The sequence below is a fragment of the Xanthomonas sp. NCPPB 1068 genome (assembly GCF_041479385.2).
Classification (GTDB): Bacteria; Pseudomonadota; Gammaproteobacteria; order Xanthomonadales; family Xanthomonadaceae; genus Xanthomonas; species Xanthomonas cannabis.
On the sequence record NZ_CM192986.1, the window covers coordinates 2993406 to 3017251 of the forward strand.

The window sequence follows — 23846 nt, forward strand, 5'->3', positions numbered from 1 at the left end:
TTCGCCAACCTGCCTTCTCGCATGAAATCCAATGTCGTCGCCGCGCTGATCCTGATCCTGGTGGGCCTGCTGTTCCTGGCCAACAACCTGGGCTGGACCAATCTCAGTCTTGGCCGGCTGATCGCCACCTGGTGGCCGGCGGCGCTGGTCGCCTGCGGCATCGGGATGCTGTTCGGGCGCGGCAAGTAGGTCGGGCGGGGATTCGGGAATCGGGATTGGGGAATCGTCAAAGCGGCGTGCTTGCGCTGAAGGTTCTCCGTTCAAAGAAGGTTCTCCGTTCGGCGGCTTGCTGTGATTCCAGGGAGGTGATGCCCGGTTCTGGTCCTGGCGTTGCAAACGAATCACCCGGCGCTCCCTTCTCCCGTCGGGACATTGCCCTCCTTTATGGGCGAGAAGGTGCCCCGCGGGGGCGGATGAGGGTACGGGCCAAGCTCATGCACTTGCCGGCTGCCCACTGCGCCAGGACATCTTGCTCTGCCGCATCTGCCCGAAAACTGACAGGCAACGCATTGCGTGCCCCGGCCAACCATCCTGACGCGCTCAGTAGCGATGCAACATGACGACTGTCATCCGCAACTGTTGACTTCTGGCACCTGATCGGCAGCCGTATCGCGCGCAGCATGGCCTCACACCAACCGAGGATGTCGCCATGCACTACCGCCTAATTCCTGCCCTGTTTCTGATCGTCCTGGGCGCGTTGTTTCTGCTGGACAAACTTGGGCTGGCCGATCTGGATGTGGGCCACCTGATCGCCACCTGGTGGCCGGCCTTTCTGATCGCTGCCGGCGTGCGCCAGCTGCTGCGTTACCGCGATAAAGCCGCCGCGACCTGCTGAAGGCCAAGGCAGCCCTCTGCCTCAGGTCCGCGGCAAGGTCACGCCGGTCTGGCCCTGGTACTTGCCGCCACGGTCCTTGTACGAGGTCTCGCACACTTCATCGGACTGGAAGAACAGCATCTGCGCCACGCCTTCGTTGGCGTAGATGCGCGCCGGCAACGGCGTGGTATTGCTGAATTCCAGCGTCACGTGACCTTCCCATTCCGGCTCCAGCGGAGTCACGTTGACGATGATGCCGCAGCGCGCGTAGGTGCTCTTGCCCAGGCACACCACCAATGTGTCGCGCGGGATGCGGAAATATTCCACCGTACGCGCCAACGCGAAGCTGTTCGGCGGAATGATGCAGACATCGGATTCGATGTCGACAAAACTGCCCGGGTCGAAATGCTTCGGGTCAACGATCGTCGAGTTGATGTTGGTGAAGATCTTGAACTCGCGCGAGCAGCGCACGTCGTAGCCGTAGCTGGAGGTGCCGAAGCTGACGATGCGCTGCCCGGCGGCGTCGTGCTTGATCTGCCCGGGCTCGAACGGCTCGATCATCGCGTGCTGTTCGGCCATGCGCTTGATCCAGCGGTCGCTCTTGATGCTCATGCGGTGTTCCTTGAAGACGGAAGGCGGCGGGCCGAGCGGCCCGCGCGAAGACGACAAATTCTAGCAAGCGGCCGGCATCGGCGGCCGGCCGGTGTACTGAGAGTAGCGAACACAACGTCGCGAGCAGACCTCAGCTGGGCGTAGACGGCGCTGGGGAGCCGCAGCGTGCGAAAGGTACATGCCGATTCGAACACCGGCCGCGCCCGCCTGGCGGTGAGCGCAGTCGCTTAGTTGGCTGCCCTATAGCAGCGAGGCTGAAATCGGGATGCTGGCGCGCGGGCGCTTGCCCAACTCCTCGGCCAGGCGCGCGGCAGCGGCCAGATACGCCTGCGCTGCTGCCGATTCCGGCGCGGCCACCACAATGGGTTGACCGGCATCGCCCTGCTCGCGGATCCCGATCGCCAGCGGCAACGACCCCAGCAACGGCACGCCGTACTGCGCGGCCATGCGCTCGCCACCGCCTTCGCCGAACAGGTGCTCGCGATGCCCGCAGTTGCTGCAGGTATGCACCGCCATGTTCTCGACGATGCCCAGCACCGGCACCTCGACCTTTTCGAACATCTTCAAGGCCTTGCGCGCATCCAGCGTGGCGATGTCCTGGGGCGTGGTGACGATCACCGCACCGGCTACCGGAATCTTCTGCGACAGGGTCAGTTGGATATCACCGGTGCCGGGCGGCAGGTCGATCAGCAGATAATCCAGGTCGTCCCACAGGGTGTCGTTGAACAGCTGGGTCAGGGCGGAGGTGGCCATCGGGCCGCGCCAGATCATCGGCGTGTCCTGATCCACCAACAGGCCGATCGACATCGCCTCGATCCCGAACGCGCGCAAGGGCTCGATCGACTTGTTGTCCGGGCTATCCGGGCGCCCGCTCAGGCCCAGCATCGCCGGCACGCTGGGGCCATAGATATCGGCGTCCAGCACGCCCACGCGTGCGCCCTGCTGACGCAGCGCCAGCGCCAGATTTACTGCCGTGGTGGACTTGCCCACCCCACCCTTGCCCGACCCCACCGCAATGACATTGCGGATGCGCGGATGCGGGGCGAGCGCGCCCTGCACTGCATGTGCGGCAATTCTGCGTTCGCCGCTCATGCGGCGCGGCCCTGGGTTGCACCCGTCGCGGCGCGCGCGTGTTGTTTCAACTTCATCGCCATTGTCTACCCGGTTTCATCGTATGCGGAACGCAGTCACTGCCTGACCGTGCGCTCGCGAAGCCGTGCAGTTTACCGGCTCGTGTCCAAATCGCCGTACATGTCCAGCTCTACAGCGATATCCGGTCTCGATGCAAGCGCGTGTCAAACAACGACATATTTCACAATTGTGGACACACGATTAAGGAGTTGTTACGTTCGAGATTCAGTTCAGCCAGCGCTCAGCGAGCCCGGCTGTTACCCCGCATCGTCAGTACAGGAATCTGCAAAGGTCATGTCGAGTCGTCTCCCGCAACGCACCCGTCGTCATCGTTTGAGCGCCGCCTTGTTGGCCGCGCTGGTCGCACCGGCCGGCCACGTTGCCGCGCAATCGGAAAATGGCGTGGCGCCCGGTACCACCGATCTGGACAAGGTCACCGTCACCGGCTCGCGCATTGCGCGTACCGGTTTCGTCACCCCCTCGCCGGTCACCGCCATCAGTGCCGAAGAAATCCGCGCCACCGGCGCGACCACCATCAGCGATCTGATGGCACGCATGCCGGCGCTGGCGCCGAGCTACACCTTGGGTAACTCCACCCGCTTCATCGGTACCGCCGGCCTGGGCCTGCTCGACCTGCGCGGCATGGGCGTGGACCGCACGCTGGTGCTGGTCAACGGCCGCCGCCATGTGGGCTCCAGCCCCGGTTCGACCGCAGTGGACGTCAACACCATTCCGGTGGAATGGGTCGAACGCGTGGAAGTCATCACCGGCGGCGCCTCGGCCGTCTACGGCGCCGATGCAGTGGCGGGCGTGGTCAACTTCATCCTCAAGAAATCCTTCACCGGTTTCGAGACGCGCGCGCAGACCGGCCTGGCCGATGAAGGCAATTACAACCGCTCGTTTGCCAGCTTCTCTGCGGGCACCGACTTTGCGCAAGGCCGCGGCAACATCGCCATCTCGGGCGAATACAGCAAACAGGACCGCTTCGGCCGCGGCAACCGCGCCATCGGCCGCGAGTACCTGGTCAGCGTGCAAAACCCCAGCTTCGACCCAAGCCGCCCGCCAAGCGAGAGCAACCCGCAGACCGTGCTCAGCGGCCCGGGTGGCAACCACGGCACCTCCTACGGCGGCACCTTCAACCTGGGCACGTTCGATTTCCGCAACCCGGCCACGTACGGCAACCGCTATCTGTTCAACGACGACGGCAGCTTCCGTCGCAACCGTTACAACGGCACGGTGGTGAGCAACACCTCGTGCGTGGATTGCGATTTTGCCGACCTCAACGCGGTGGCCGACCTGCAGCCGGGCTTCGACCGCAAGAGCGTCAATACCATGATCAACTTCGAGATCAGCGAAAACCATCGCGTGTTCTTCGAAGGCAAGTACAGCGAAACCGATTCGGAATTCTTCGGCCAGCCGGCATTCGACAGCTCGCTGCGCGTACGCCGCCAGAACCCGTATGTCAGCCCCGAACTCGGCGCGCTGATGGATTCGCGCGGGGCCACGCAGATCCTGATGAACCGCTTCAACGTCGACGCCGGCCGCCGCGGCGAGAACATCGAGCGCAAGACCTACCGTGCGGTGCTCGGTGCCGAAGGCAATTTCACCGACAACTGGACCTACGACGTGTCTGCCAACTACGGCAAGACCACGGTGGACCGGCTCAACCTCAACAACCGCATCAACGAACGTTGGCAGGCCGGCATCGATGCCGCGCGCGATGCCAGCGGCAACATCGTCTGCCGCACCACCCTGGATCCAAGCGCGATCAACCCCAACACCAGCCGGGTGTATTCGGCACTGGCGCGCGAGGGCTGCGTGCCCTTCAGCATCTTCGGCAACGGTGCAGTGAGCCCGGAAGCCGCCGCCTGGTTCAATACCACCGCGCGCTCCCAGGCCAAGATCCAGCAGACCGTGTTCAGCGCCTCGGTGGCCAATAGCAACCTGCTGTCGCTGCCGGCCGGCGACATCGGCATTGCCGGCGGCGTGGAATACCGCAAGGAGCAAAGCGAGGAAATCACCGACCCGCTGGCGGCATCGGGCGTGACCTTCCTCAATGCGATCCCCAACAGCGGCGGCGAATACACCGTCAAGGAAGTCTTCGTCGAAAGCACCATTCCGCTGCTGGCCGGGCTGCCGGGCGTGGATCGGTTGGCGCTGGATGTGGCTGGCCGTTATTCGGACTACAGCAGCATCGGCTCGACCAAGACCTGGAACATCGGCCTGGACTGGACCATCATCCCGTCGCTGCGTCTGCGTGGCACCCTGGCGCAGTCGGTGCGCGCGCCCAGCATCGGCGAACTGTACGACTCGCAGAGCGAGAACTTCGCCACCATCAATGACCCCTGCAATTACCTGCCCACCAATACCAATCGCCCGGGCACAGCGGGCGATGTGGGGTTGCGTCAGGCCAACTGCAGTGCGCTGGGTGTGCCGGTGGGCTGGATCGATACCTACACGGCCACCCGCCCCGGCGTGAGCGGCGGCAACCCGGACCTCAAGCCGGAGCGCGCACGCAGCCTGTCCTATGGCCTGGTGTGGCAACCAGAGTTCTTCGAAGGCTTCGGCATGTCGATCGACTACTGGCGCATCGATCTGCGCGATGCCATCGGCACCGTGACGGCCGAGACCAATGCGACGCGTTGCGTGGATAACCCCGGCGGCGTCGGCAACAGCTTTTGCGGCTTCGTGCAGCGTGCCCCGCTGGGCGGCTTCACCGACCCGCAGGGCCGCATCTATCCCGAGCACAGCATCATCGGCTGGCAGGCATTGAATGAAAACCTGGCGCGTTCGCGTCGTGTGGGCGTGGACCTGGAAATGGACTATCGCTTCCAGCTCGGCGAAGGCAACACCGTGTTGCGCTTCGTCGGCACGCGCCTGATCCAGTCGCGCGAATGGGTGTTCCAGGATTTCCCGGCCGAATACGACGAGTACGTGACCTACGTGACCGACCCGCGCTGGCGCGCACAGTTCCAGACCAAATACAACTGGAACGAGTGGCGCGCCTCGTGGGACATGAACTACGTGGACGGCAACCTGCGCGTGACCCCGGAGAGCTACAACAGCAACCCGGGCTCGGCCAGCCCGATCAAGAACGGCTCGTACGTCTACCACAACTTCCAGTTCGGCTATCAGTTCCCCGGTTCGAAGATCGACGTCTACCTGGGCATCGACAACGCCTTCGACAAAGACCCGCCGCGCAACTACTTCGGCTCGGACTTCAACTCCGCGTTGTACGACAACGTGGGCCGGTTCTTCTATCTGGGAACGACCGTGCGGTTTTGAGGGATGTGAGGAAAAGAGCCCCGCTTGGTCGGGGCTTTTTTTTTGCCAGACGTCGTAGCGAGGTTCCTCGTGTAGCGGATGCGCCGGTCGCAACCGCCTCAGCAGGTCGAGCTTGCTGCCTGAGGGTCGGCGTATCTGTATCGAATGTAACTAGCTCACGCTGGCAATTGTCGAGGTTGTTTGTTTCGGCGTGCTCTCTGCCGCCCTTTTGTGCTGAATTCACCGATTCTTGCGCGGATTTCATCTATTTCATTAAGAAATGTTTCAATCGCTTGCACCGTCAGACACAGATTCATTACGTTCGGGTTAAGGCCATCTGACTCCCCGATGACCGCCCCTTATCCGAAATCCAGTTCAAAGGTCAGGAATGAGCAATCAGTTTCGTCGCCAGGTCCTCAAGCGCACCGCCCTCGCCGTCGTGCTCGGTGCCTGCCTAGCCAACGGCGCGGTCTATGCGCAGAGCACCACCGGCAGCATCTACGGCAGCGCACCTGCCGAAGCCGGCAGCACCATCGTCGTACAGAGCGACACCGGTCTCAGCCGGACGATCACCATCGACGCCAACGGCCGTTACAACCTCGGCTCGTTGCCGGTCGGCGCTTACACCGTCACCTTGAAGCGTGGCGATCAGGTCGTCGACACCCGCAAGAACGTGCAGCTGCGCGTGGGATCCGGCACCGAGGTGTCATTTGCTGGCGCAGCTGCCAGCGGCAGCACCGATGCAACCACGCTCGGCGCGATCACGGTCACTGCCGCCAATGCACCGAAGATCGACGTCAGCTCCACCAGCTCGCGGTCGGTGATCACGTCCGAACAGCTGGCAACCCTGCCACTGGGTCGTAGCGCCGAAGCGATCGCACTGCTGGCGCCGGGGGCGGTGGCGGGCAGCGGTGCGTTCAATAATGGCTCACGCTCCGTGGTCTCGTTCGGTGGTTCGGGCGTCACCGAAAATGCCTATTACATCAATGGTTTCAACGTCAGCAACCCGCTTAGCAACCTCGGCGGCGTCAGTCTGCCCTATGGCGCCATCGATCAGCAGGAAACCTATACCGGCGGCTATAGCTCACGCTATGGCCGTTCGACCGGCGGCGTGATCAGTCAGGTCGGCAAGCGCGGCACCAACGAATGGCATTTCGGCGCGCAAGCGGTGTGGGAGCCGAAGAACCTATCGAGTTCGGTCGGCGATGTCTGGTACCCAAGCAACACACTTAACTCCAATCCGCGCTACAAGTACGAAGATCCAGAGCTGCCGGGCACGATCTATCGTAGCGGCAAGGGCGACGTGCAAAGCCGCACGGTGTACAGCGCTTATGCTGGTGGCCCTCTGATTGAAGACAAACTGTTTATCTTCGTGGCGGGCGAAACCGACAAGACCGACGGTGCAGTGACCAACACAGCGACCGCCGCTACTACGCAAGGCCGTAATCATTACGATTACAGCTCGCCGAAGTTCTACGGAAAGATCGACTGGAACATCAACGACAACAACATTCTCGAATACACCCGCATAGAAAATACCGATCGTCGTGCCGGCGCTTACAGCAACTATGATTACGACACACGATCCGATGGTGGTCCGTCCGGCCTCTACGCCGATACTTACAAGATCAAAGACACCTACGACATCTTCAAGTACACGGGCTACATCACTGACGACCTGACGGTCAACGCCACCTGGGGCCGCAGCACGCAACACAACCAGCAGTTCAACCCGCTGGTATCTCCGCTGCCCTTCATCGCCGGCCTGAATCTGCAAAATCCGGCCATCACTGGTGGCACGCCTATTTCCAACAATCAGGCGACCAATCGCTCCAAAGCGGATGACCCGATCAACAAGACGCGCAATCTGCGTCTGGAATTGAACTACCGGCTGGGCGACCACGATCTGACCGCCGGCGTGGACAACATGTACTTCAACGCCTACGACGAAGGCGTGCGCACTACCGGCCCTGGTTATCAGTGGATCTACGGCAGTGCGGGTGACGAAGTTTCGCCAGTCCGCGGCACGCTGGGCGTTGGCGCCACCGGCCCGGGTACCGACGGCTACTATGCTCAACAACGCATCTTCACCACCACCACCAGCATGGCGGTGGAGCAGAAGGCCTATTACCTGGAAGACCGCTGGCAGGTCAATGATCATTGGTTGCTGACGCTGGGTATCCGCAATGACAAGTTCACCAATTTCAACAGCGATCATGTGCCCTATGTCGATAGCGGCGACCAGTGGGCACCACGCTTGGGCGCCAGCTGGGATGTGTTCGGCGACTCCTCGCTGAAAATTTTCGCCAATTTAGGACGCTACTACCTGGCGTTGCCTAACCAGGTGGCAATCCGCGGCGCATCTGCCTCGACCTATACCGATGAATATTTCGCCTATACCGGCATCGATGCCAATGGCGAGCCGACTGGCCTGCGGCCGATCGGCCCCGGCCCGGTGTCGAGCAATGGCGAATACGGCCAGGCCCCGGATCCGAACGCCTTTGCACCAACCGATCTGAAGTCGCAGTATCAGGATGAGTTCATCCTGGGCTTTGAGAAGACGCTGGGCGAAAGCTGGAACTCGGGTGCAAAGGTCACGTACCGCAAATTGCAGGCCGCCATTGACGATGTTTGCGACACCGGACGTATCGCCGACAAGCTGGAAGCCAGCGGCGCCAACCCGGATGCGGTAGACATCCCCGGCTGCGTGATGTTCAACCCGGGCAAGACCAACACCTACAACCTCGCCAATGCCGATGGATCCGGCTATACCCAAGTCTCCATGTCGCAGTCCGACTGGGGCTTCACCGACAAGGCCAAGCGCAGCTATGTGTCGGTCGACCTGTTCCTCGAACACCCGTTCGACGAGAAGTGGTATGGCCGCGTCGACTACACCTGGTCGCACAGCTATGGCAATACCGAAGGCCAGGTGAAGTCCGACCTCGGCCAGGCCGACGTGTCCAAGACGCAGGATTGGGACTCGGCCGAACTGATGTACTACGCCGGTGGCAGCCTGGCTAACGATCGGCGCCACCAGATCAAGGCGTTCGGTGCCTATCAGATCAACCCGGAATGGATGGCCTCCGCCACCCTGCGTGTGATGTCGGGCACTCCGATCAGTTGCCTGGGCTTCTATGGCGGCCCGAATGCGGACGAGGTCGACTATGATCCGATCGGCTACGGCTCCTCGTACCACTACTGCGGCCTCCAGCCCTCGTCACCCGGCGATGCAGGCCGGACGCCGTGGATCAAGAACCTCGATTTGGGCTTGACGTACCGCCCGGCGTTCGCCGATCACAAGCTGGCCTTCGGCATGCAGATCTTCAATGTCCTCAACGACCGCGCGGTCAATCGTGTCGATGGCGTCTACGAGGGCGATGTTCCCTTCAATGTCTCCAACACCTACCGCCTGGGTCTGCAGCCTTACAACTACAACCCGCCACGCTATGTCCGCCTGACCGCCTCTTACGATTTCTGATGCGGCAAGATGACCGGAGACGTCACGACGTCTTCGGCGCGTCATCAGCACTTGCTCCAGGCCCCGGTTCGTCCGGGGCTTTTTTTATGCGGCCTGCCTCAGCCGCGAAGAATCACACGCGCCGCATTATGCCCAGGCGCTCCGGTCACCCCGCCACCGGGATGCGTGCCGGATCCACACAGATACAGCCCGGCAATCGCACCGCGATAGGCGCCCTGCCCCAGCATCGGGCGTGCGCTGAAAAGTTGATTGAGGCTGAGGGCGCCGTGGAAGATGTCGCCGCCGGTCAGCCCGAAGATGCGTTCCAGATCGAGCGGGCTGAGGATCTGCCGGCCCAGTACCGAGGCCGCGAATCCGGGTGCATAGCGCTCGACCGTCGCGATCATCAGATCGGCGACTTGCTCACGATGATCGTCCCAATGCCGGCCATCCGGCAGCTGCGGTGCCACGTGCTGGCAGAACAGGCTGGCCACGTGTTGACCGAGTGGTGCCAGCGTGTCGTCCAGCGTGCTGGGAATCAGCAGCTCGACCACCGGTTCGCGTGACCATCCCGAAGCGCGCGCATCCTGCCAGGCACGGTCCATGTAATCCAGGCTGGGCGCCAGGATGATGCCGGCGGTCAGATGATCGCCCGTGCCCGGCAAGGCGGTGAAATCCGGCAGCCGCGAGAGCGCGACATTCATGCGGAAGGTGCCCGATCCGCAGCGGTAATGCGCCATGCGTTCGCTTGTCGCCGCGGGGACATCGTCCGTCTGCATCAAGCGCTGATACAGCAGCTTCGGATTGACATTGGCCACTACTGCACGCGCACGCAGCGTCTCTCCTTGAGCGGTGATGACACCGACCGCACGCCCCTGCTCCACCAGCACGCGCTCCACTGCGCAGCCGGTGCGAATCGTCACGCCAGATTCGCGCGCACTGGCGGCCATCGCCTGGGTGATCGCGCCCATGCCGCCGATGGCGTGCCCCCAGGCGCCTTTGACGCCATTGCTTTGCCCGAACACGTGATGCAGCAACACGTAGGCGGTGCCCGGCGTGTAGGGGCTGGCGTAATTGCCGACGATGCCGTCGAAGCCGAATAGCGCCTTGATCGGAGCGCTTTCGAACCAGCGATCCAGATACTCGGCGGCCGAAATCGTGAACAGGTCGAGCAGTTCCTGCCGCAACGCGAGCGGCAGCTCCTGCAGCTGCAGCCCCAGCTTGCCCGCGCGCCATAGCTGCGGCAACGCGCGCAGCCATCCACCATCGCTGACATCCGGCGGTGGCTGCAATGCCAGCGCACGCAAGACATCGGCCAGTTGCTCCAGGCGCGCTTCATAGGCAGGCAATGCAGCGGCATCGCGCGCGGAGAACTTGCCGACTTCCAAGGCGGTGCGCCCCGCGCCGGCCAGCAGGTACTCACCAGTCGGCAATGGAAGAAAGTTAATGATGCGGCGCGCCACCACGCGCAGGCCATGTCGCTCCAGGTCAAGATCGGCGATGACCTTGGGTTGCAGCAACGACACCGTGTACGCCGCCACCGAGTTGCGAAACCCCGGATGGAACTCTTCGGTGACCGCTGCGCCGCCGACAACGTCGCGCGCTTCCAGCACCACTACCCGCTTGCCGGCTTTGGCCAGGTAGGCGGCGCAGACCAGGCCATTATGGCCAGCGCCGATGATCAGGGCATCCAACGGTTCGGAGGCGATAGGCATGCGCTTGTATATAGCACTGCTTGCACAGCAGGAGCATTCAGGTACTCGCCCCTCTCGACCGCCGCCCGCGCAACGACACAGACTTCCAGACCAGGTGAGCACAGCCTCAAGCCATAGCGCACAGGATGCGAAAACACCGGGCCGCCACTGCGCTGGTGCCCTGCGCGGGACTGCCGCCCATCCGGACACCGTCGGGCCGGTTCACCTACACATGCCGCACCCATGACCTTCGACACCATGCCATCCGGCTGGCGAGGCGTAGAGTGCCGGCCACGGCTCCGGCGACGGAGCTTCCCAATCGACTGCTGCTCCTGGAGCCTTTGTGATTCGAACACCTCATCTATTGACGTTGACCCTGGCCGTGGCGGCCGCGCTCAGTGGTTGCAAGAAATCCGACGATGCTGCGCCGGCGGCCCCGGCCGGCGACGCCGCAACTGCGGCAGCTGCGCCTGCGGCGCCCAAGACGCTGACCCTGGACCAGAGCAAGCTGCCGGCGGTGAACCAGTTCACTGCGGCAGACCTCGACCCCAACGGCAATGCCTGTACCGACCTCAACGCCTACGCCAATGCCAAGTTCCTGGCCGCCAACCCGGTGCCGGGCGACCGCACCAGCTGGGGCGCATTCGAGATGCTCGACGAGCGCTCCAACGCCGTCCAGCAGCAGTTGGTCGAACAGGCCGCTGCGGACACCAAGGCGACGGGCGTGGAGAAGATCGTCGGCGACCTGTGGTCCACCGGCATGGACGAAGCCAAGATCAACGCGCAGGGTATCGAGCCGCTGAAGCCGGAGCTGGCGGCTATCGACGCCATCAGCGACCAGGCCAAGCTGGTCGACTATCTGCGCAGCAGCGCGGCCAAGGGCAACAACGACCTCTTCAGTTTCGGCGCCGAGGCGGACTTCAAGAAGTCCAGCCAGAACATCGCCTACGCCATGCAGGGCGGCCTGGGTCTGCCGGACCCGGAGTACTACACCAGCGCCGGCAACAAGGCCAAGCTGGACGCCTACCAGGCGCACGTGGCCAAGGTGCTGGAACTGTCCGGCGTGGCCGCGGCCGATGCCGCCGCGCAGGCCAAGCAGGTGGTCGCGTTCGAAACCCGCCTGGCCAAGGTGTCCAAGACCAGCACGCAACTGTCGCGCGATGCCTCGCTGGCCTACAACCCGATCTCCCCGACCGATGCCGACAAGCTGACCCCGAACTGGTCGTGGACCGAGTTCTTCAAATCGCAGGGCGTCACCACGCCGGAGATGTTCTCGCTGGCGATCCCGGCCTTCCACCAGGAAGTGAGCAAGATGATTGCCGACACCGACCCGGCGATCTGGCGCGCGTACCTGCGCTTCCACACTGTCGATGGCGCTTCGCCGTACCTGAGCCAGCCCTTCGTCGATGAGAGCTTTGCGTTCTACAACAAGACCCTGCGCGGCCAGAAGGAAATCAAGCCGCGCTGGAAGCGCGTGCTGGCCACCATCAACGGCCAGACCGGTGAAGCGCTGGGCCAGATGTACGTCAAGGTTGCCTTCCCGGCCGAGTCCAAGGCCAAGATGGAAACCCTGGTGACCAATCTGCGCACCGCGCTCAAGGCCCGCATCGAAAAGCTGGACTGGATGAGCCCGGAGACCAAGACCAAGGCGATCGCCAAGTGGGAAAGCTTCACGCCCAAGATCGGCTACCCGGAAAAGTGGCGTGAGTGGAATGGGCTGACCACCACCCGCGACAGCTACCTGGGCAACGTGCAGGCCGCGGCCGAATACAACTACAAGTGGAACCTGTCCAAGATCGGCAAGCCGGTGGACAAGACCGAATGGGGCATGAGCCCGCAGACGGTCAACGCCTACTACAACCCGCTGCAGAACGAGATCGTGTTCCCGGCCGCGATCCTGCAGCCGCCGTTCTTCGACCCGAATGCGCCGGAGGAAATGAACTACGGCGGCATCGGCGCGGTGATCGGCCATGAGATGACCCACGGTTACGACGACCAGGGCAGCCGCTTCGGTGCCGATGGCAACTTCATCCCCGATCCGGGCTGGTGGACGCAGAAGGACCTGGACGCGTTCAAGGCGCGCACCGGCAAGCTGGTAGCGCAGTTCGACAGCTACCGCACGCCGGCCGGTGACAAGGTCAAGGGCGACCTGACCCTGGGCGAAAACATCGCCGACCTGGGCGGCCTCAATACCGCCTACGACGCCATGAAAACCGCCACCGCCGGCAAGGACGACCCGAAGACCGACGGCATCACCCGCGACCAGCGCTTCTTCCTCAACTGGGCCACGGTGTGGCGCCGCAACTTTACCCCGGAAGAACTCGTCGTGCGCCTGAAGACCGACCCGCATGCGCCGGCCAACTTCCGCGCCATCGGTGCACCGTCGAACATGCCGGCCTTCGCCGCTGCGTTCTCGTGCAAGGCGGGCGATGCGATGGTGCGTCAGGGCGACAAGCAGGTTGTGATCTGGTAATTGCGTGGTCGTTGTAAACGACGGGCGGCGATCGAGAGGTCGCCGCCCGTTTTTCTTTGGAGATGCCTCGTGAGGCTGCGCAATGCGGTCCGCGCCTTCAAGCGCCGCGCCAGCGCCGTGCACGATGCATTGACTGCACGCATCAGGTCCCGGCGACCACCAGGTGCACCGCGTCGGCGACAGAGAGTCCGTGCGCTCATGCATTGACCTGCACCACACCGCTGACGTTTGCGACGGGTGGTTCGGATTCGGGGCAAGCCCGTTCCCATTTTCCCTGCGCCATCAGGCATCTGTTGTCCAGCAATCAGCACCCTAAATACAAGTCTCAACAAAGCTCAAACGCATGCGCCAGCACGGCAGAGCCCGCCTATTCTCGGTGCTCCTTCCTGCCACTTTCTGCCATGTCAGCCATCAAGACTTCCACACTCGCCCTTGCCCTGCTGGTCGCTTTGACGGGCTGCAAGCGCGCATCCGATGACAGCAGCGTACCGACGCAGGCTACGCAGGCACCCACTGCGGCCGCCACTCCATCCAAGCCGGCTTTCGATATCGAAGAGCTGGATACCGCGTCAAGCGCGTGCACGAATCTGGATACCTTCGTCAATGCAAAGTGGGCCAAGACCAATCCGATCCCGCCCGACCAGACCAGCTGGGGGGTGTTCGACGAACTGCTGGAAAAGAGCCTGGCCACGCAGCGACAGATTGTCGAGGCCGCCGCAAAGCAGGCAGACAAGCAAGCCGATCCCCTGACCCGCAAGCTGGGCTTGCTGTATGCCTCGGGAATGGACGAACGCGCCATCGAAGCAGCGGGCTACGACCCCATCCGCCCGCAGCTGGAGGCAATTGCCGCACTCGACTCCAGCACCGCGATTGCTGACTACATCACCAAACGCTACGCAGAAGGCGACACACTGGTGTTCGATTTCGGTGCCGGCCCCGATTTCCACAAGGCTGAGCAGCAGATCGCGTTCGCCCAGGAAGGTGGCCTGGGCCTGCCGACCAAGGACTATTACACCGCTGCGCAATACGCTCCCATCCGCGCAGCCTACCTCGCCTACATCGCCAAATCGTTCGAACTCACCGGGAGCGATGCCGACACGGCCAAACGCCAGGCCAAAGACGTCATGACGCTCGAATCGCGCCTGGCCGCGGCATCGCTTGCGCCGACCGATGCCCGCCAACCCAAGAATCAATACCACTTCCTCAGCGTCGCCGATGCCGACAAGATCACACCGCACTTTTCGTGGACAACATTCTTCGCCGCGCAGGGCGTGGATGTCGGCCCCGGCTTCTCGCTGTCGCAACCACGCTTTTTTGCGGCATTCGATCAACAATTAGCCACCGCGCCGGTGGCGCAGTGGCAGGCATATCTGCGCTTCCATACCATCGATGAGGCGTCCAAGCAGCTCAGCAAGGCGTTCGTCGACAACAACTTTGCGTTTTATGGAAAGACGCTGTCCGGGCAGCCCGAACAACGGCCGCGCTGGAAGCGCGTTCTTCGTGCGGTCAACGGGGCCATGGGCGAAGGCCTTGGCGAACTGTACGTCGCCAAGGTCTTCACGCCCGACACCAAGCAACGCGCCGCCGAACTGGTGGACAACATCCGTGCCGCACTCAAGACACGGATCGAGCACGTCGACTGGATGAGCGAGCAGACCAAGGCCAAGGCCTTGGCGAAGTGGGAAACCTTCCTGCCCAAGATCGGTTACCCGGACACCTGGCGCGACTGGTCCGGGCTGGAGATCGTGCCCGGCGCGTATTACCGCAACCTGCAGGCCGCGGCAAAGTTCAACTACCACTACGACATTGCGCAGATCGGCAAACCCACCGACCGCAAGCGTTGGACGACGACGCCGCAGACGGTCAATGCGTATTACAGCCCCAGCACAAACTCCATCAGTTTCCCGGCCGCCATCCTGCAGCCGCCATTTTTCGATGCCAACGCGGATGACGCACTGAACTACGGCGCGATCGGCGCCGTCATCGGCCATGAGGCCTCGCATGGTTTCGACGATCAGGGCAGCCAATTCGATGGCGCGGGCAACAATGTCAATTGGTGGACGCCGCAGGATCGCAAAGCCTTCGAAGCGCGCACCGATGTGCTGGTCAAGCAATTCGACGCCTATGTGCCGCTGCCGAACCATCCAACCCTGCACGTCAACGGCAAGCTCACCCTGGGCGAAAACATCGCCGACCTGGGCGGCCTCAACATTGCCTACGACGCCTTGCAGACCGCGCTGCGCACGCATCCCGAGCGCGCCCGCACGATCGATGGCTACCGCCCGGAACAACGGTTTTTCCTGGGCTTTGCGCGCAACTGGCGCGAACAGGTCCGTGAGCAGCAGCAGCTGGTCTATCTGGCCTCCGACCCGCATTCGCCAAGCCACCTGCGTGCCATCGCCTCGCCGTCCAACATGCCGCAATTCGCCCAGGCGTTCTCCTGCAAGCCAGGCGATGCGATGGTGCGCCCGGACAAGGACCGCGTGGTGATCTGGTAAGCGCCTGCAAGCGCTTCCAACCCATGAGCGCACGCACAGGCCCGCACACGCGGGCCTGTCGCGTTCATGCAAACGGCCGGTACCGGAGACGAACGGCAGCGGGCGCATGCCTGCGCAGCACGCAGCCTTGCTAAACTCCGCCGACTTTACTCTGGCCACCTGTCTTCTCGATGCCCACCATTCGCCCGCTTGCCCTCGCTCTTGGCTTCAGCCTGATCACGCTGCTGTCCGCCCCCGACGCCGACGCCGCTCGCAAGAAGAAGGCAGCTCCCAAGGCCCCGGCCGTCTCCGCGGCCTGCACCGATTTCTACGACTACGCCAATGCTGGCTGGCTGAAGGCCAACCCGGTGCCGCAGGCCGGCGCCGTGACCGCGCTGGGCCAACTGTCCGACCGCGCACTGCAGCAGCAGCGTGAGTTGCTGGACGCCTCGATGAAGGCGCCGCAGGGCAATGTGCAGAAGCTGCTGGGCGATTTCTGGGCCAGCGGCCTGGATGAGGCCGCCGTGGAAAAGGACGGCTCCAACCCGATCGCCCCCTTGCTGTCGCGCATCGACGCGATCAAGAAGGCCAAGGATGTGCCCGCTTCGATCGCCGCATTGCATCAGGTCGGCATTCCGGTCGGCTTCAACTTCGGTCCCGATGTGGACCTGAAGGCGCTGGACCGCCACATCGGCTACTTCATGCAGGGCGGCATGGGTCTGCCCGACCCGGCGTTCTACACCCGTACCGATGCCGACACCCAGGCGCTGATGGGCCGCTACCGCGCCTACGTCAAGCAGATCCTGGCGTTGACCGGCACCCCGGCCGACAAGCTCGACGCCGATGCCGCCTCCGTGCTGCAGATCGAAACCGCGCTGGCGCGTAGCGCGCAGTCGGTGCAGGGCATCAACAACCCGTTCAACAACTACGCCCCGATCGCCACCAAGGAGCTGACCAAGCAGTACAAGAACCTGCGCCTGGCCGACTTCCTGGAGGCCCAGGGCGTCAAGGACGACCTGGTGTCGATGGCCGACCCGGCCATGTTCAAGCAGCTCGACAGCATGATCGTCAGCATCAAGCCGGAGCAGTGGAAGGCCTACCTGCGCTGGCGCGTGGGCGATGCGATGGCGCCGTACCTGTCCAAGAGCTTCCACGATGCCGAATACCAGTTCCGCGGCCGCCTGCTGCGTGGCGACGCCGTGGCGCCGCAGCGCTGGCAGCAGGTGCTGGATGCGATCAACGTCGCTGCCGGTCCGATGCTCGGCCGCGAGTACGTCGCGCGTTACCTGAGCAGCGACACCCGCCGCCAGGCCGAAGCCATCGCCGACCAGGTGCGCGACGCACAGCTGGCCGCGCTGGAGCGCACCGGCTGGGGTAACGGCGAGGCAGTGGCAGAAGCCAAGGCCAAATTGACCGCGATGAAGATCGAAGTCGGCGCACCGCGTCGCGATCTGGATTACACCGTGCAGCCGATGGGCCGTGGCAGCTTCGGCGGCAACATGCTGATCGCCTCGACCTGGCGTCACCGCGAGGAAATGAAGCGCATCGGCAAGGGCAACGCCGACCGTCGCTGGGACGTGCTGCCGCAGCAGCCCGCCGTCGCCTATGACATTGCACAGAACCGCCTGATCGTCACCGCTGCCGTGTTGCAGGCACCTGTGCTGACCAGCGGCAGCACGCCGGCGGCCCAGTACGGTGCTTACGGTGCGCTGGTGGCGCACGAGCTGACCCGCGCGATCGACGCCAAGGGCTCGCTGGTCGATGCCAAGGGCGAGCTGCGTAGCTGGTGGACGCCGGCCGAAAAGACCAGTTGGACGCTGCTCACCGGCAAGGTGGCCAATCAGTTCGCTGCCTATCCGTACCCGGGCGTGCCCAATGCCAAGGTCAACGGCGCGCAGACCGCCGAAGAGAACCTGGCCGATCTGGCCGGCGTCGAATTGGCCTGGCAGGCCTTCAGCAAGGCGCAACCCGCCGCCACCGAAGCCGACAAGCAGGCCTTCTTCACTGCCTGGGCCGGCCTGTGGGCACAGCAACTGTCGCCGAACGAAGCGGTGCAGCGCGCCAGCGCCGACATCCGTGCACCGGGCCAGTGGCGCACCAATGGCCCGCTGTCGAACCTGCCGGAGTTCGGAGCAGCATTCACCTGCAAGCCGGGCCAGCCGATGCAGCGCGTGGACGCGGACCAGATCAAGATCTGGCGTTGATTCACGCGCCAGGAGGTCACTGGCAATCAACACGCAGTGGCAGGCAATGAAAAAGAGCGCGGAATCCGCGCTCTTTTTTTGTCTCCACGTTTGTCGATTTACCGACCAGCCTGAAACACGCTGAACGTAGGGGCGGACCTGGCCGCGACACGGCTTTACCGGTCACCGCCGTCGCGGCCGGATCCGCTCCTATGAATCGATGCGTAGTCCGACCTCAGCGCACCACGCGCAACGGCGGCTTGCGGCCCTTGCCACCGCCCTTGCGGCCGCCGCTGCCACCGAACGGCGGCTGGCCGCGCCAATATCGGATCATCAGCCAGCCGAACAGCATGCCGCCCAGGTGCGCGAAATGCGCCACGCCCGGCTGCCAGCCGGTCGCGCCCAGAAACAATTCGATCGCGCCAAACACGATCACAAAGGTGCGCGCCTTCATCGGAATCGGCGGGAACAGCAGCATCACGCGCTGGTTCGGGAACAGCATGCCGTAGGCCAGCAATAGCCCGAACACACCACCCGAGGCCCCCACCACCGGCGCACCGCTCTGGGTGAACCAGGCCATCAGCAACTGGCACACGCCGGCCCCGGCCACGCACACCAGGTAATAGGTGAGAAAGCGCTTCTGGCCCCAGGTCTGTTCCAGCGGCGCACCGAACATGAAAAGCGCCAGCATGTTGAAGAACAGATGGTTGAAACCGCCATGCAGGAAGGCGTAGGTCAGCAACTGCCACGGCATGAAGCTGGCACCGGGCGAAAACGCATCGAAGCCGTTGGACAACGGCCACAGCATCAGCCATGACAGCGTGCTATCGGATGGCAGCATGCCCGCACCCAGGTCGCCCACCGCCCACTGCAGCAGGAACAGGCCGATGTTGGCGATCAATAAGGCTTTGGTGACGGGCGGCAGTTGGGGCATGGCGGCATTCCTTCAGAATGCTGCAGATGATAACGGCAGCCCTATGAAGGCCCCCACACGGCCGCATCCAGCCGCTGTGCGGCACTGGCCCGGCGCACACGGCCCCGCTCCACCCGGACGCCCTCGGCACACAGCCGCTGACATTGCTCGCGATGGCCTGCCGAGCCCTCGGGCAGCGCGATCCGGCCATCACTGCGCACCACGCGGTGCCAGGGCAGCTGCGGGTCGTCATTGCCGCTGAGCACGCGCGCCACCAGCCGCGCACGGCCCGGCAGGCCGGCGCGCTGGGCAACGTCCCCATAACCGGCGACCTCGCCCACGGGAATCGCGCGGATCACCTAGAGAATCCGCAGCCGCGCCTGCTCGCCGGACAGTGACTCACCCTTGGAGGCGGCATGCCCTGCAGAGGTGGCGGATAGAAATGGCGTTGAAAAGCGAGATCTGGACATCGCGCAAGCATGCCAGCTGACGGGGGTGCATATGCGCGTGCGGATCGCCCCGTAGGCTAAGAGAAAGTTGCAAGCCCCTCTCCCCCGGGAGAGGGGTTGGGGTGAGGGTACGGGCGCAGCAAGCAAACCGCTCAGGCAACGCAATATGTCGTCATTCGTCCGATGAGAGTACAAAAAGCTTTGAGCATCAGATCGAGCTCGATCAATGAGTCGCTTGTGCTGAGGCCTCTCCCCGCTGGGATAGGCTTCATTCCTTCTCACATCGGGACATTGCCCCTTTATGGGAGAGAAGGTGGCGCCCAGCGCCGGATGCGGGCACGGCTGCCACTGGAGATCGCAGTCTGGCATTAAACGCGGCAGCGCCTTATGCGCCGCCACATGGCAACCAAGCATCGATAGCGACGGGGACGCCACTGCGACGCCATCCCTCAATGCATCAACACGATCTCTTCCGACGAGGTGGGATGAATCGCCACCGTCTCGTCGAAGTCGCGCTTGGTCGCGCCCATCTTCACCGCGACCGCAAAGCCCTGCAGCATCTCGTCGGCGCTCTCGCCCAGCAGATGCACGCCAACCACGCGCTCCTCCTGGCCTGCGCATACCAGCTTGAACAGGCTGCGCTGCGGCACATCGGCCAGCGCATGCAGCATCGGGCGGAAGTTGCTGCGATAGACACGCACCTCGCCGTTGTAACGTTCGCGTGCCTGCTCCTCGGTCAGCCCGACATGGCCCAGCGGCGGGTGCGAGAACACCACGCTGGGCACGCCGTCGTAGTCCATGCGCGCATCGGGCTGGTTGCCGAACAACCTGTCCATCAGCTTGCGCGCCGCCGCGATCGCCACCGGCGTCAGCCCGACCTTGCCAGCCACATCGCCGATCGCATGAATGTTGGGCACATTGGTGGTCTGCCCGTCGTCCACCACTACCTCGCCCTTGTCGCCGAGCGTCACCCCGACGCCATCCAGACCCAGGCCGGCCGTGTTGGCGCGCCGGCCGATGGCAAAGAACACCTTGTCGAACACGTCGTTGCCTTGCTCGCGCGGATGCGCAGGATGACCATGCACGCGCAGCCCGCCCTGCGCATCGCGCTCCAGACCGGTGGTGGTGAAACCGAAATGCAGGCGTACGCCCAGGTGGCGCAGGTTGTCGGCCAACTGCAGCGTCAACTCCGCATCGAAGCGCTCCAACAGGCGATCGCTTTGCACGTACAGGTGCACACGGCTGCCAAGTGCCTGCAACAGGCCGGCGATTTCCACCGCGATATAGCCACCCCCAACGATCGCCACGTGCGCTGGCGCATGACAAAGGTTGAAGAAATCGTCGGAAACCTCGCCGTGCTCGGCGCCGTCCACGCCCGGCCGCAGCGGGTGCGCGCCGGTGGCGATGACGATGTGCTCGGCAGTGACTGGCACACCGTCGCCACCCAGGATGGTATGACGGTCCTGCAACACGCCACGCTGCGGGATCAGGACCACGCCATCTTCATTGAGACGCCGCCGATAACTGGCGTGGATGTTGGCGATGTAGCCCTGCCGATGCGTGACCAACTCCTGCCATGCCAACGCGGGGCGCGGCACATCGAACCCCAGCGCCCCGGCCAGCTCGATCTTGCCGGCCAGATCGGCCGCCAGCCACATCGCTTTTTTCGGCACGCAACCCAGGTTGACGCAGGTCCCGCCCAGCTCGCCGGGCTCCATGATCGCCACGCGCGCACCGTGTTTTGCCGCGCGAAAACCGGCCGCCAGCCCACCGGACCCGCCGCCCAGAATCACCACGTCGTAGTCGTAACGCGCACTCATGCGAATCGCTCCGCCCGGTAGGGATGCGGATCCAGCGCAGGTGCGCGGCCCGTGATCAGGTCGGCCATCAGTTTTCCGCTTGCAGTGCTCATGCTGATCCCGAGCATGCCATGGCCGGCCGCGAGCCAGACGTGAGGACGCGCCGGCACGGCGCCCAGTACCGGCACATCGTCCCAGGTCATCGGTCGCCATCCATACCAGCGTTCGATCACTGCCGGCCCGCATGGCGCATGCAGATATTCGGCGGCCGCACGTTCCAGCGCAGCCAGGCGCGCGGGTGTGAGCTGGGTGTCGTGGCCGGAAAATTCCATCGTGCTGCCGATGCGCAGCCGGTCGCGCCACGGCACCACGAACACCCAGCGATCCTTCAGCACCACCGGGCGGCGCGGCATCAACGGTGGTGCGCTGTAAGTGATCGAATAGCCCTTGCCGGCCTGCACCGGCAGGCGTAGCCCGAGCTGCGCAGCCAGCTGCGGCGACCACGGCCCGGTGGCGATCACCACCTCACGTGCGTGCAGCACCGCCGGGTCGGTGTGCACGCAGACACCGGATGCCTCCGGCAGCACGGCATGCACGCGGCAGTGCTCATCGACCACCGCCCCCTGCGCGCGCAGCACCCTGGCCAGTTCCGCGGTGTAGCGTTCCGGGCGCAGATGCGCGTCGCCAGGGAAATGGATCGCACCTGCGATGCCATCGCGAAATGCCGGATCCTGCCGCGCGTAGTCGGCGCCATCGATCACCTGCGTCTGGATGCCCCACTGCGCCAGCACCTCGCATTCGGCGCGGTACTGCGCAAAGCGGCGTGCGTCGCCGAACACATAGTCCAGCCCATCGGTCCGGTAGTCGCAGTCCAGCGCGTAACGCCTCACCCAATCATCCAGGCGGTGGCGCGCGTCGTGCAGCAGGGCCGCACGGGCATGCGCACTGGCGTGCCAGTCGCGCGCATTGCAGCGCCGTGCGAACCGCAACAGCCAGCGCCATAACGCCGGATCCAGGCGTGGCGGGATGTACAAGGGCGCGTCCGGCGTCAGCATCCATTTCACCGCCTGCGCGATCATGCCCGGCGCCGCCAGCGGTGGCGCATGGCTTGGCGTGATCGTGCCGCAGTTGCCGTGCGAGGTGGCAGCGCCCAACGCGCCGGCATCGAGCACGCGCACCTGACGGCCGGCTTCCACGAGCGCCAGCGCAGTGGCCAGGCCGATCGCGCCGGCACCGATCACCACCACGTCCTCGCGCACGGCGCTCACCCGCCGCTACCCGGCCCGGGCGTTGCTGCGCCACATCGGCGGCACGCGCAGGTAGGTCACGCTCCGCCAGACCCATTCCAGTGGCCCGAAGCGGAACCAGCGCAGCCACAGGTGGCTCAGCACCACCTGCGCGGCGAACAGCGCCACTGCGAACGGTAGTTGCCACACGCGCGGCAATTGCTCGAAGTAGCCCAGCCCGTACCCGTAGAACACCCACGTGCACAGCACCGACTGCAACAGATAATTGCTCAGCGCCATGCGGCCGGCAGGCGCAAGCCATGCCAGACGCGACGCAAAGCGCACCACCCATGCCGCATAGCCCAGGCTCATCAGCGGCCCCGCGATCAACGCCAACGCGAACGCGCCGGACAGGCGCAACGTCGCACGCGCAGGGTCCATCCATGGTTCCAGCGCGTAGCTGACCACCATGACGGCAAGCCCCAGCGGCACAGCCCCGTAGCGCAACGCGCGAAACAGCTGTGGAAAGCGCTCGGGCGCCGCGATCGCGCCGCTGCGCACGAACCAGCTGCCCAACAGGAACATGCCCAGCATGGCCGGACCATTGATGCTGAGCCCGCTCATCGCCTGGCGTAGGTCATGCCAACGCTGCACGGTGGCCTGCAGGTAGGTGCCGTGTCCAAACGCGGCGCGCTGTGCCTGCACGTTGGCTGCTGCCTGCTGCGCGGCGTCGGCCATGGCGGTGTTCCAGTCGCTCGCCGCTGCCGGATCGGACTGCATCAGCGCGATCGCACTGCCGTACAGCATCACCAGCGCTGGCGCGCACAGGTACACCAGCGCGGCAAGCCACGGCAACGTCACCGTCGGCACCTTGCGCGCGCTCAGCAGCAGGACCGCCAGCACGGCATAGGTCACCAGAATGTCACCGGACCACAGCAGCAGCGCATGCGCCAGACCGATCACCAGCAAGCCGGCAGTGCGGCGCAGGTACATGCCGATCAATCCGCGCCCTGCCTGATCGGCGCGCTGCGCCATCACCGCAAAGCCCATGCCGAACAACATCGAGAACAGGGTGTAGAACTTCCCCTGCACGAACAGATAGACCAGCGCATCGGCGATGCGGTCGGCGCCGTGCCAGTGCGGCTCCACGCCGCTCAATGCCAGATCGAGCGGTCCGACGAAGGCCTCGATGTTCATCAGCAGGATGCCGAGCAATGCAAAGCCGCGCAGTACGTCCAACACGACGATGCGCTCGGTCGCGGCAATCGGGAGCAGATCGGGTCGGGTCATTGCAACTCAGGCCATCGGGTGCGATGGCGCACATCGCAGAACGCAAACGGCCCGCCTGGAGGGC

At 64.2% G+C, this 23846-nt stretch carries 15 protein-coding genes and 1 other RNA gene; 7 read left to right on the forward strand and 9 right to left on the reverse strand.

What is annotated here, in order from left to right:
• Positions 1–21: 21 nt before the first annotated feature.
• A complete protein-coding gene (locus tag ACCQ12_RS12730; RefSeq protein WP_003486900.1) occupies positions 22–189 on the forward strand; it encodes a LiaI-LiaF-like domain-containing protein in 168 nt (55 codons plus the stop codon).
• A 460-nt stretch (positions 190–649) separates the two neighbouring features.
• On the forward strand, positions 650–835 hold the full coding sequence (locus ACCQ12_RS12735) for a LiaI-LiaF-like domain-containing protein (protein WP_372381877.1): 186 nt from the start codon (positions 650–652) through the stop codon (positions 833–835).
• Positions 836–856: 21 nt separating this feature from the next.
• Here ACCQ12_RS12735 and dcd read toward each other — a convergent pair whose 3' ends face one another.
• From dcd to apbC, 3 genes are all read right to left on the reverse strand, one after another.
• On the reverse strand, positions 857–1426 hold the full coding sequence (gene dcd / locus ACCQ12_RS12740) for a dCTP deaminase (protein ID WP_010366727.1): 570 nt from the start codon (positions 1424–1426) through the stop codon (positions 857–859).
• 104 nt (positions 1427–1530) lie between these two features.
• A non-coding RNA gene (locus tag ACCQ12_RS12745) (sX9 sRNA) lies at positions 1531–1606 on the reverse strand.
• A gap of 60 nt (positions 1607–1666) precedes the next feature.
• A complete protein-coding gene (apbC, locus tag ACCQ12_RS12750) occupies positions 1667–2518 on the reverse strand; it encodes an iron-sulfur cluster carrier protein ApbC (RefSeq protein WP_104580497.1) in 852 nt (283 codons plus the stop codon).
• A gap of 333 nt (positions 2519–2851) precedes the next feature.
• Here apbC and ACCQ12_RS12755 point away from each other — a divergent pair, with 333 nt between their 5' ends.
• Positions 2852–5842: a TonB-dependent receptor plug domain-containing protein gene (locus ACCQ12_RS12755; RefSeq protein WP_372381878.1), complete on the forward strand. Its 2991-nt coding sequence runs from the start codon at positions 2852–2854 to the stop codon at positions 5840–5842.
• 367 nt (positions 5843–6209) lie between these two features.
• Positions 6210–9299, forward strand: coding sequence for a TonB-dependent receptor (locus ACCQ12_RS12760; protein ID WP_372381879.1), 3090 nt, complete (start codon positions 6210–6212; stop codon positions 9297–9299).
• Positions 9300–9397: 98 nt separating this feature from the next.
• On the opposite strand, the gene ACCQ12_RS12765 is transcribed toward ACCQ12_RS12760, so the two are convergent.
• Positions 9398–10993: a phytoene desaturase family protein gene (locus tag ACCQ12_RS12765; RefSeq protein WP_372383612.1), complete on the reverse strand. Its 1596-nt coding sequence runs from the start codon at positions 10991–10993 to the stop codon at positions 9398–9400.
• 343 nt (positions 10994–11336) lie between these two features.
• On the opposite strand from ACCQ12_RS12765, the gene ACCQ12_RS12770 reads away from it, so the two are divergent.
• The 3 genes from ACCQ12_RS12770 (at position 11337) to ACCQ12_RS12780 (ending at position 18126) form a co-directional block, all read left to right on the forward strand.
• Positions 11337–13445 carry a M13 family metallopeptidase gene (locus ACCQ12_RS12770; protein WP_372383613.1) on the forward strand — a complete coding sequence of 703 codons (2109 nt, stop codon included), beginning with the start codon at positions 11337–11339 and terminating at the stop codon, positions 13443–13445.
• A 401-nt stretch (positions 13446–13846) separates the two neighbouring features.
• Complete coding sequence (locus ACCQ12_RS12775; protein ID WP_372381880.1) at positions 13847–15943, forward strand: M13 family metallopeptidase; 2097 nt, start codon at positions 13847–13849, stop codon at positions 15941–15943.
• Positions 15944–16113: 170 nt separating this feature from the next.
• Positions 16114–18126 carry a M13 family metallopeptidase gene (locus tag ACCQ12_RS12780; protein ID WP_104580502.1) on the forward strand — a complete coding sequence of 671 codons (2013 nt, stop codon included), beginning with the start codon at positions 16114–16116 and terminating at the stop codon, positions 18124–18126.
• Between the two features lie 214 nt (positions 18127–18340).
• On the opposite strand, the gene ACCQ12_RS12785 is transcribed toward ACCQ12_RS12780, so the two are convergent.
• From ACCQ12_RS12785 to ACCQ12_RS12805, 5 genes are all read right to left on the reverse strand, one after another.
• Positions 18341–19039 (reverse strand): rhomboid family intramembrane serine protease, encoded by a 699-nt coding sequence (locus ACCQ12_RS12785; protein ID WP_039563949.1) that lies wholly within the window; start codon positions 19037–19039, stop codon positions 18341–18343.
• Positions 19040–19080: 41 nt separating this feature from the next.
• A complete protein-coding gene (locus ACCQ12_RS12790; protein WP_372381881.1) occupies positions 19081–19377 on the reverse strand; it encodes an MGMT family protein in 297 nt (98 codons plus the stop codon).
• A 539-nt stretch (positions 19378–19916) separates the two neighbouring features.
• Positions 19917–21287, reverse strand: coding sequence for a glutathione-disulfide reductase (gorA, locus tag ACCQ12_RS12795; RefSeq protein WP_372381882.1), 1371 nt, complete (start codon positions 21285–21287; stop codon positions 19917–19919).
• Positions 21284–22534, reverse strand: a complete 1251-nt coding sequence (locus ACCQ12_RS12800) for an NAD(P)/FAD-dependent oxidoreductase (RefSeq protein WP_372381883.1) — start codon at positions 22532–22534, stop codon at positions 21284–21286. The genes gorA and ACCQ12_RS12800 overlap by 4 nt, the downstream gene beginning before the upstream one ends.
• Positions 22535–22540: 6 nt before the next feature.
• On the reverse strand, positions 22541–23782 hold the full coding sequence (locus ACCQ12_RS12805; protein ID WP_104580506.1) for a DUF418 domain-containing protein: 1242 nt from the start codon (positions 23780–23782) through the stop codon (positions 22541–22543).
• Positions 23783–23846: the final 64 nt, after the last annotated feature.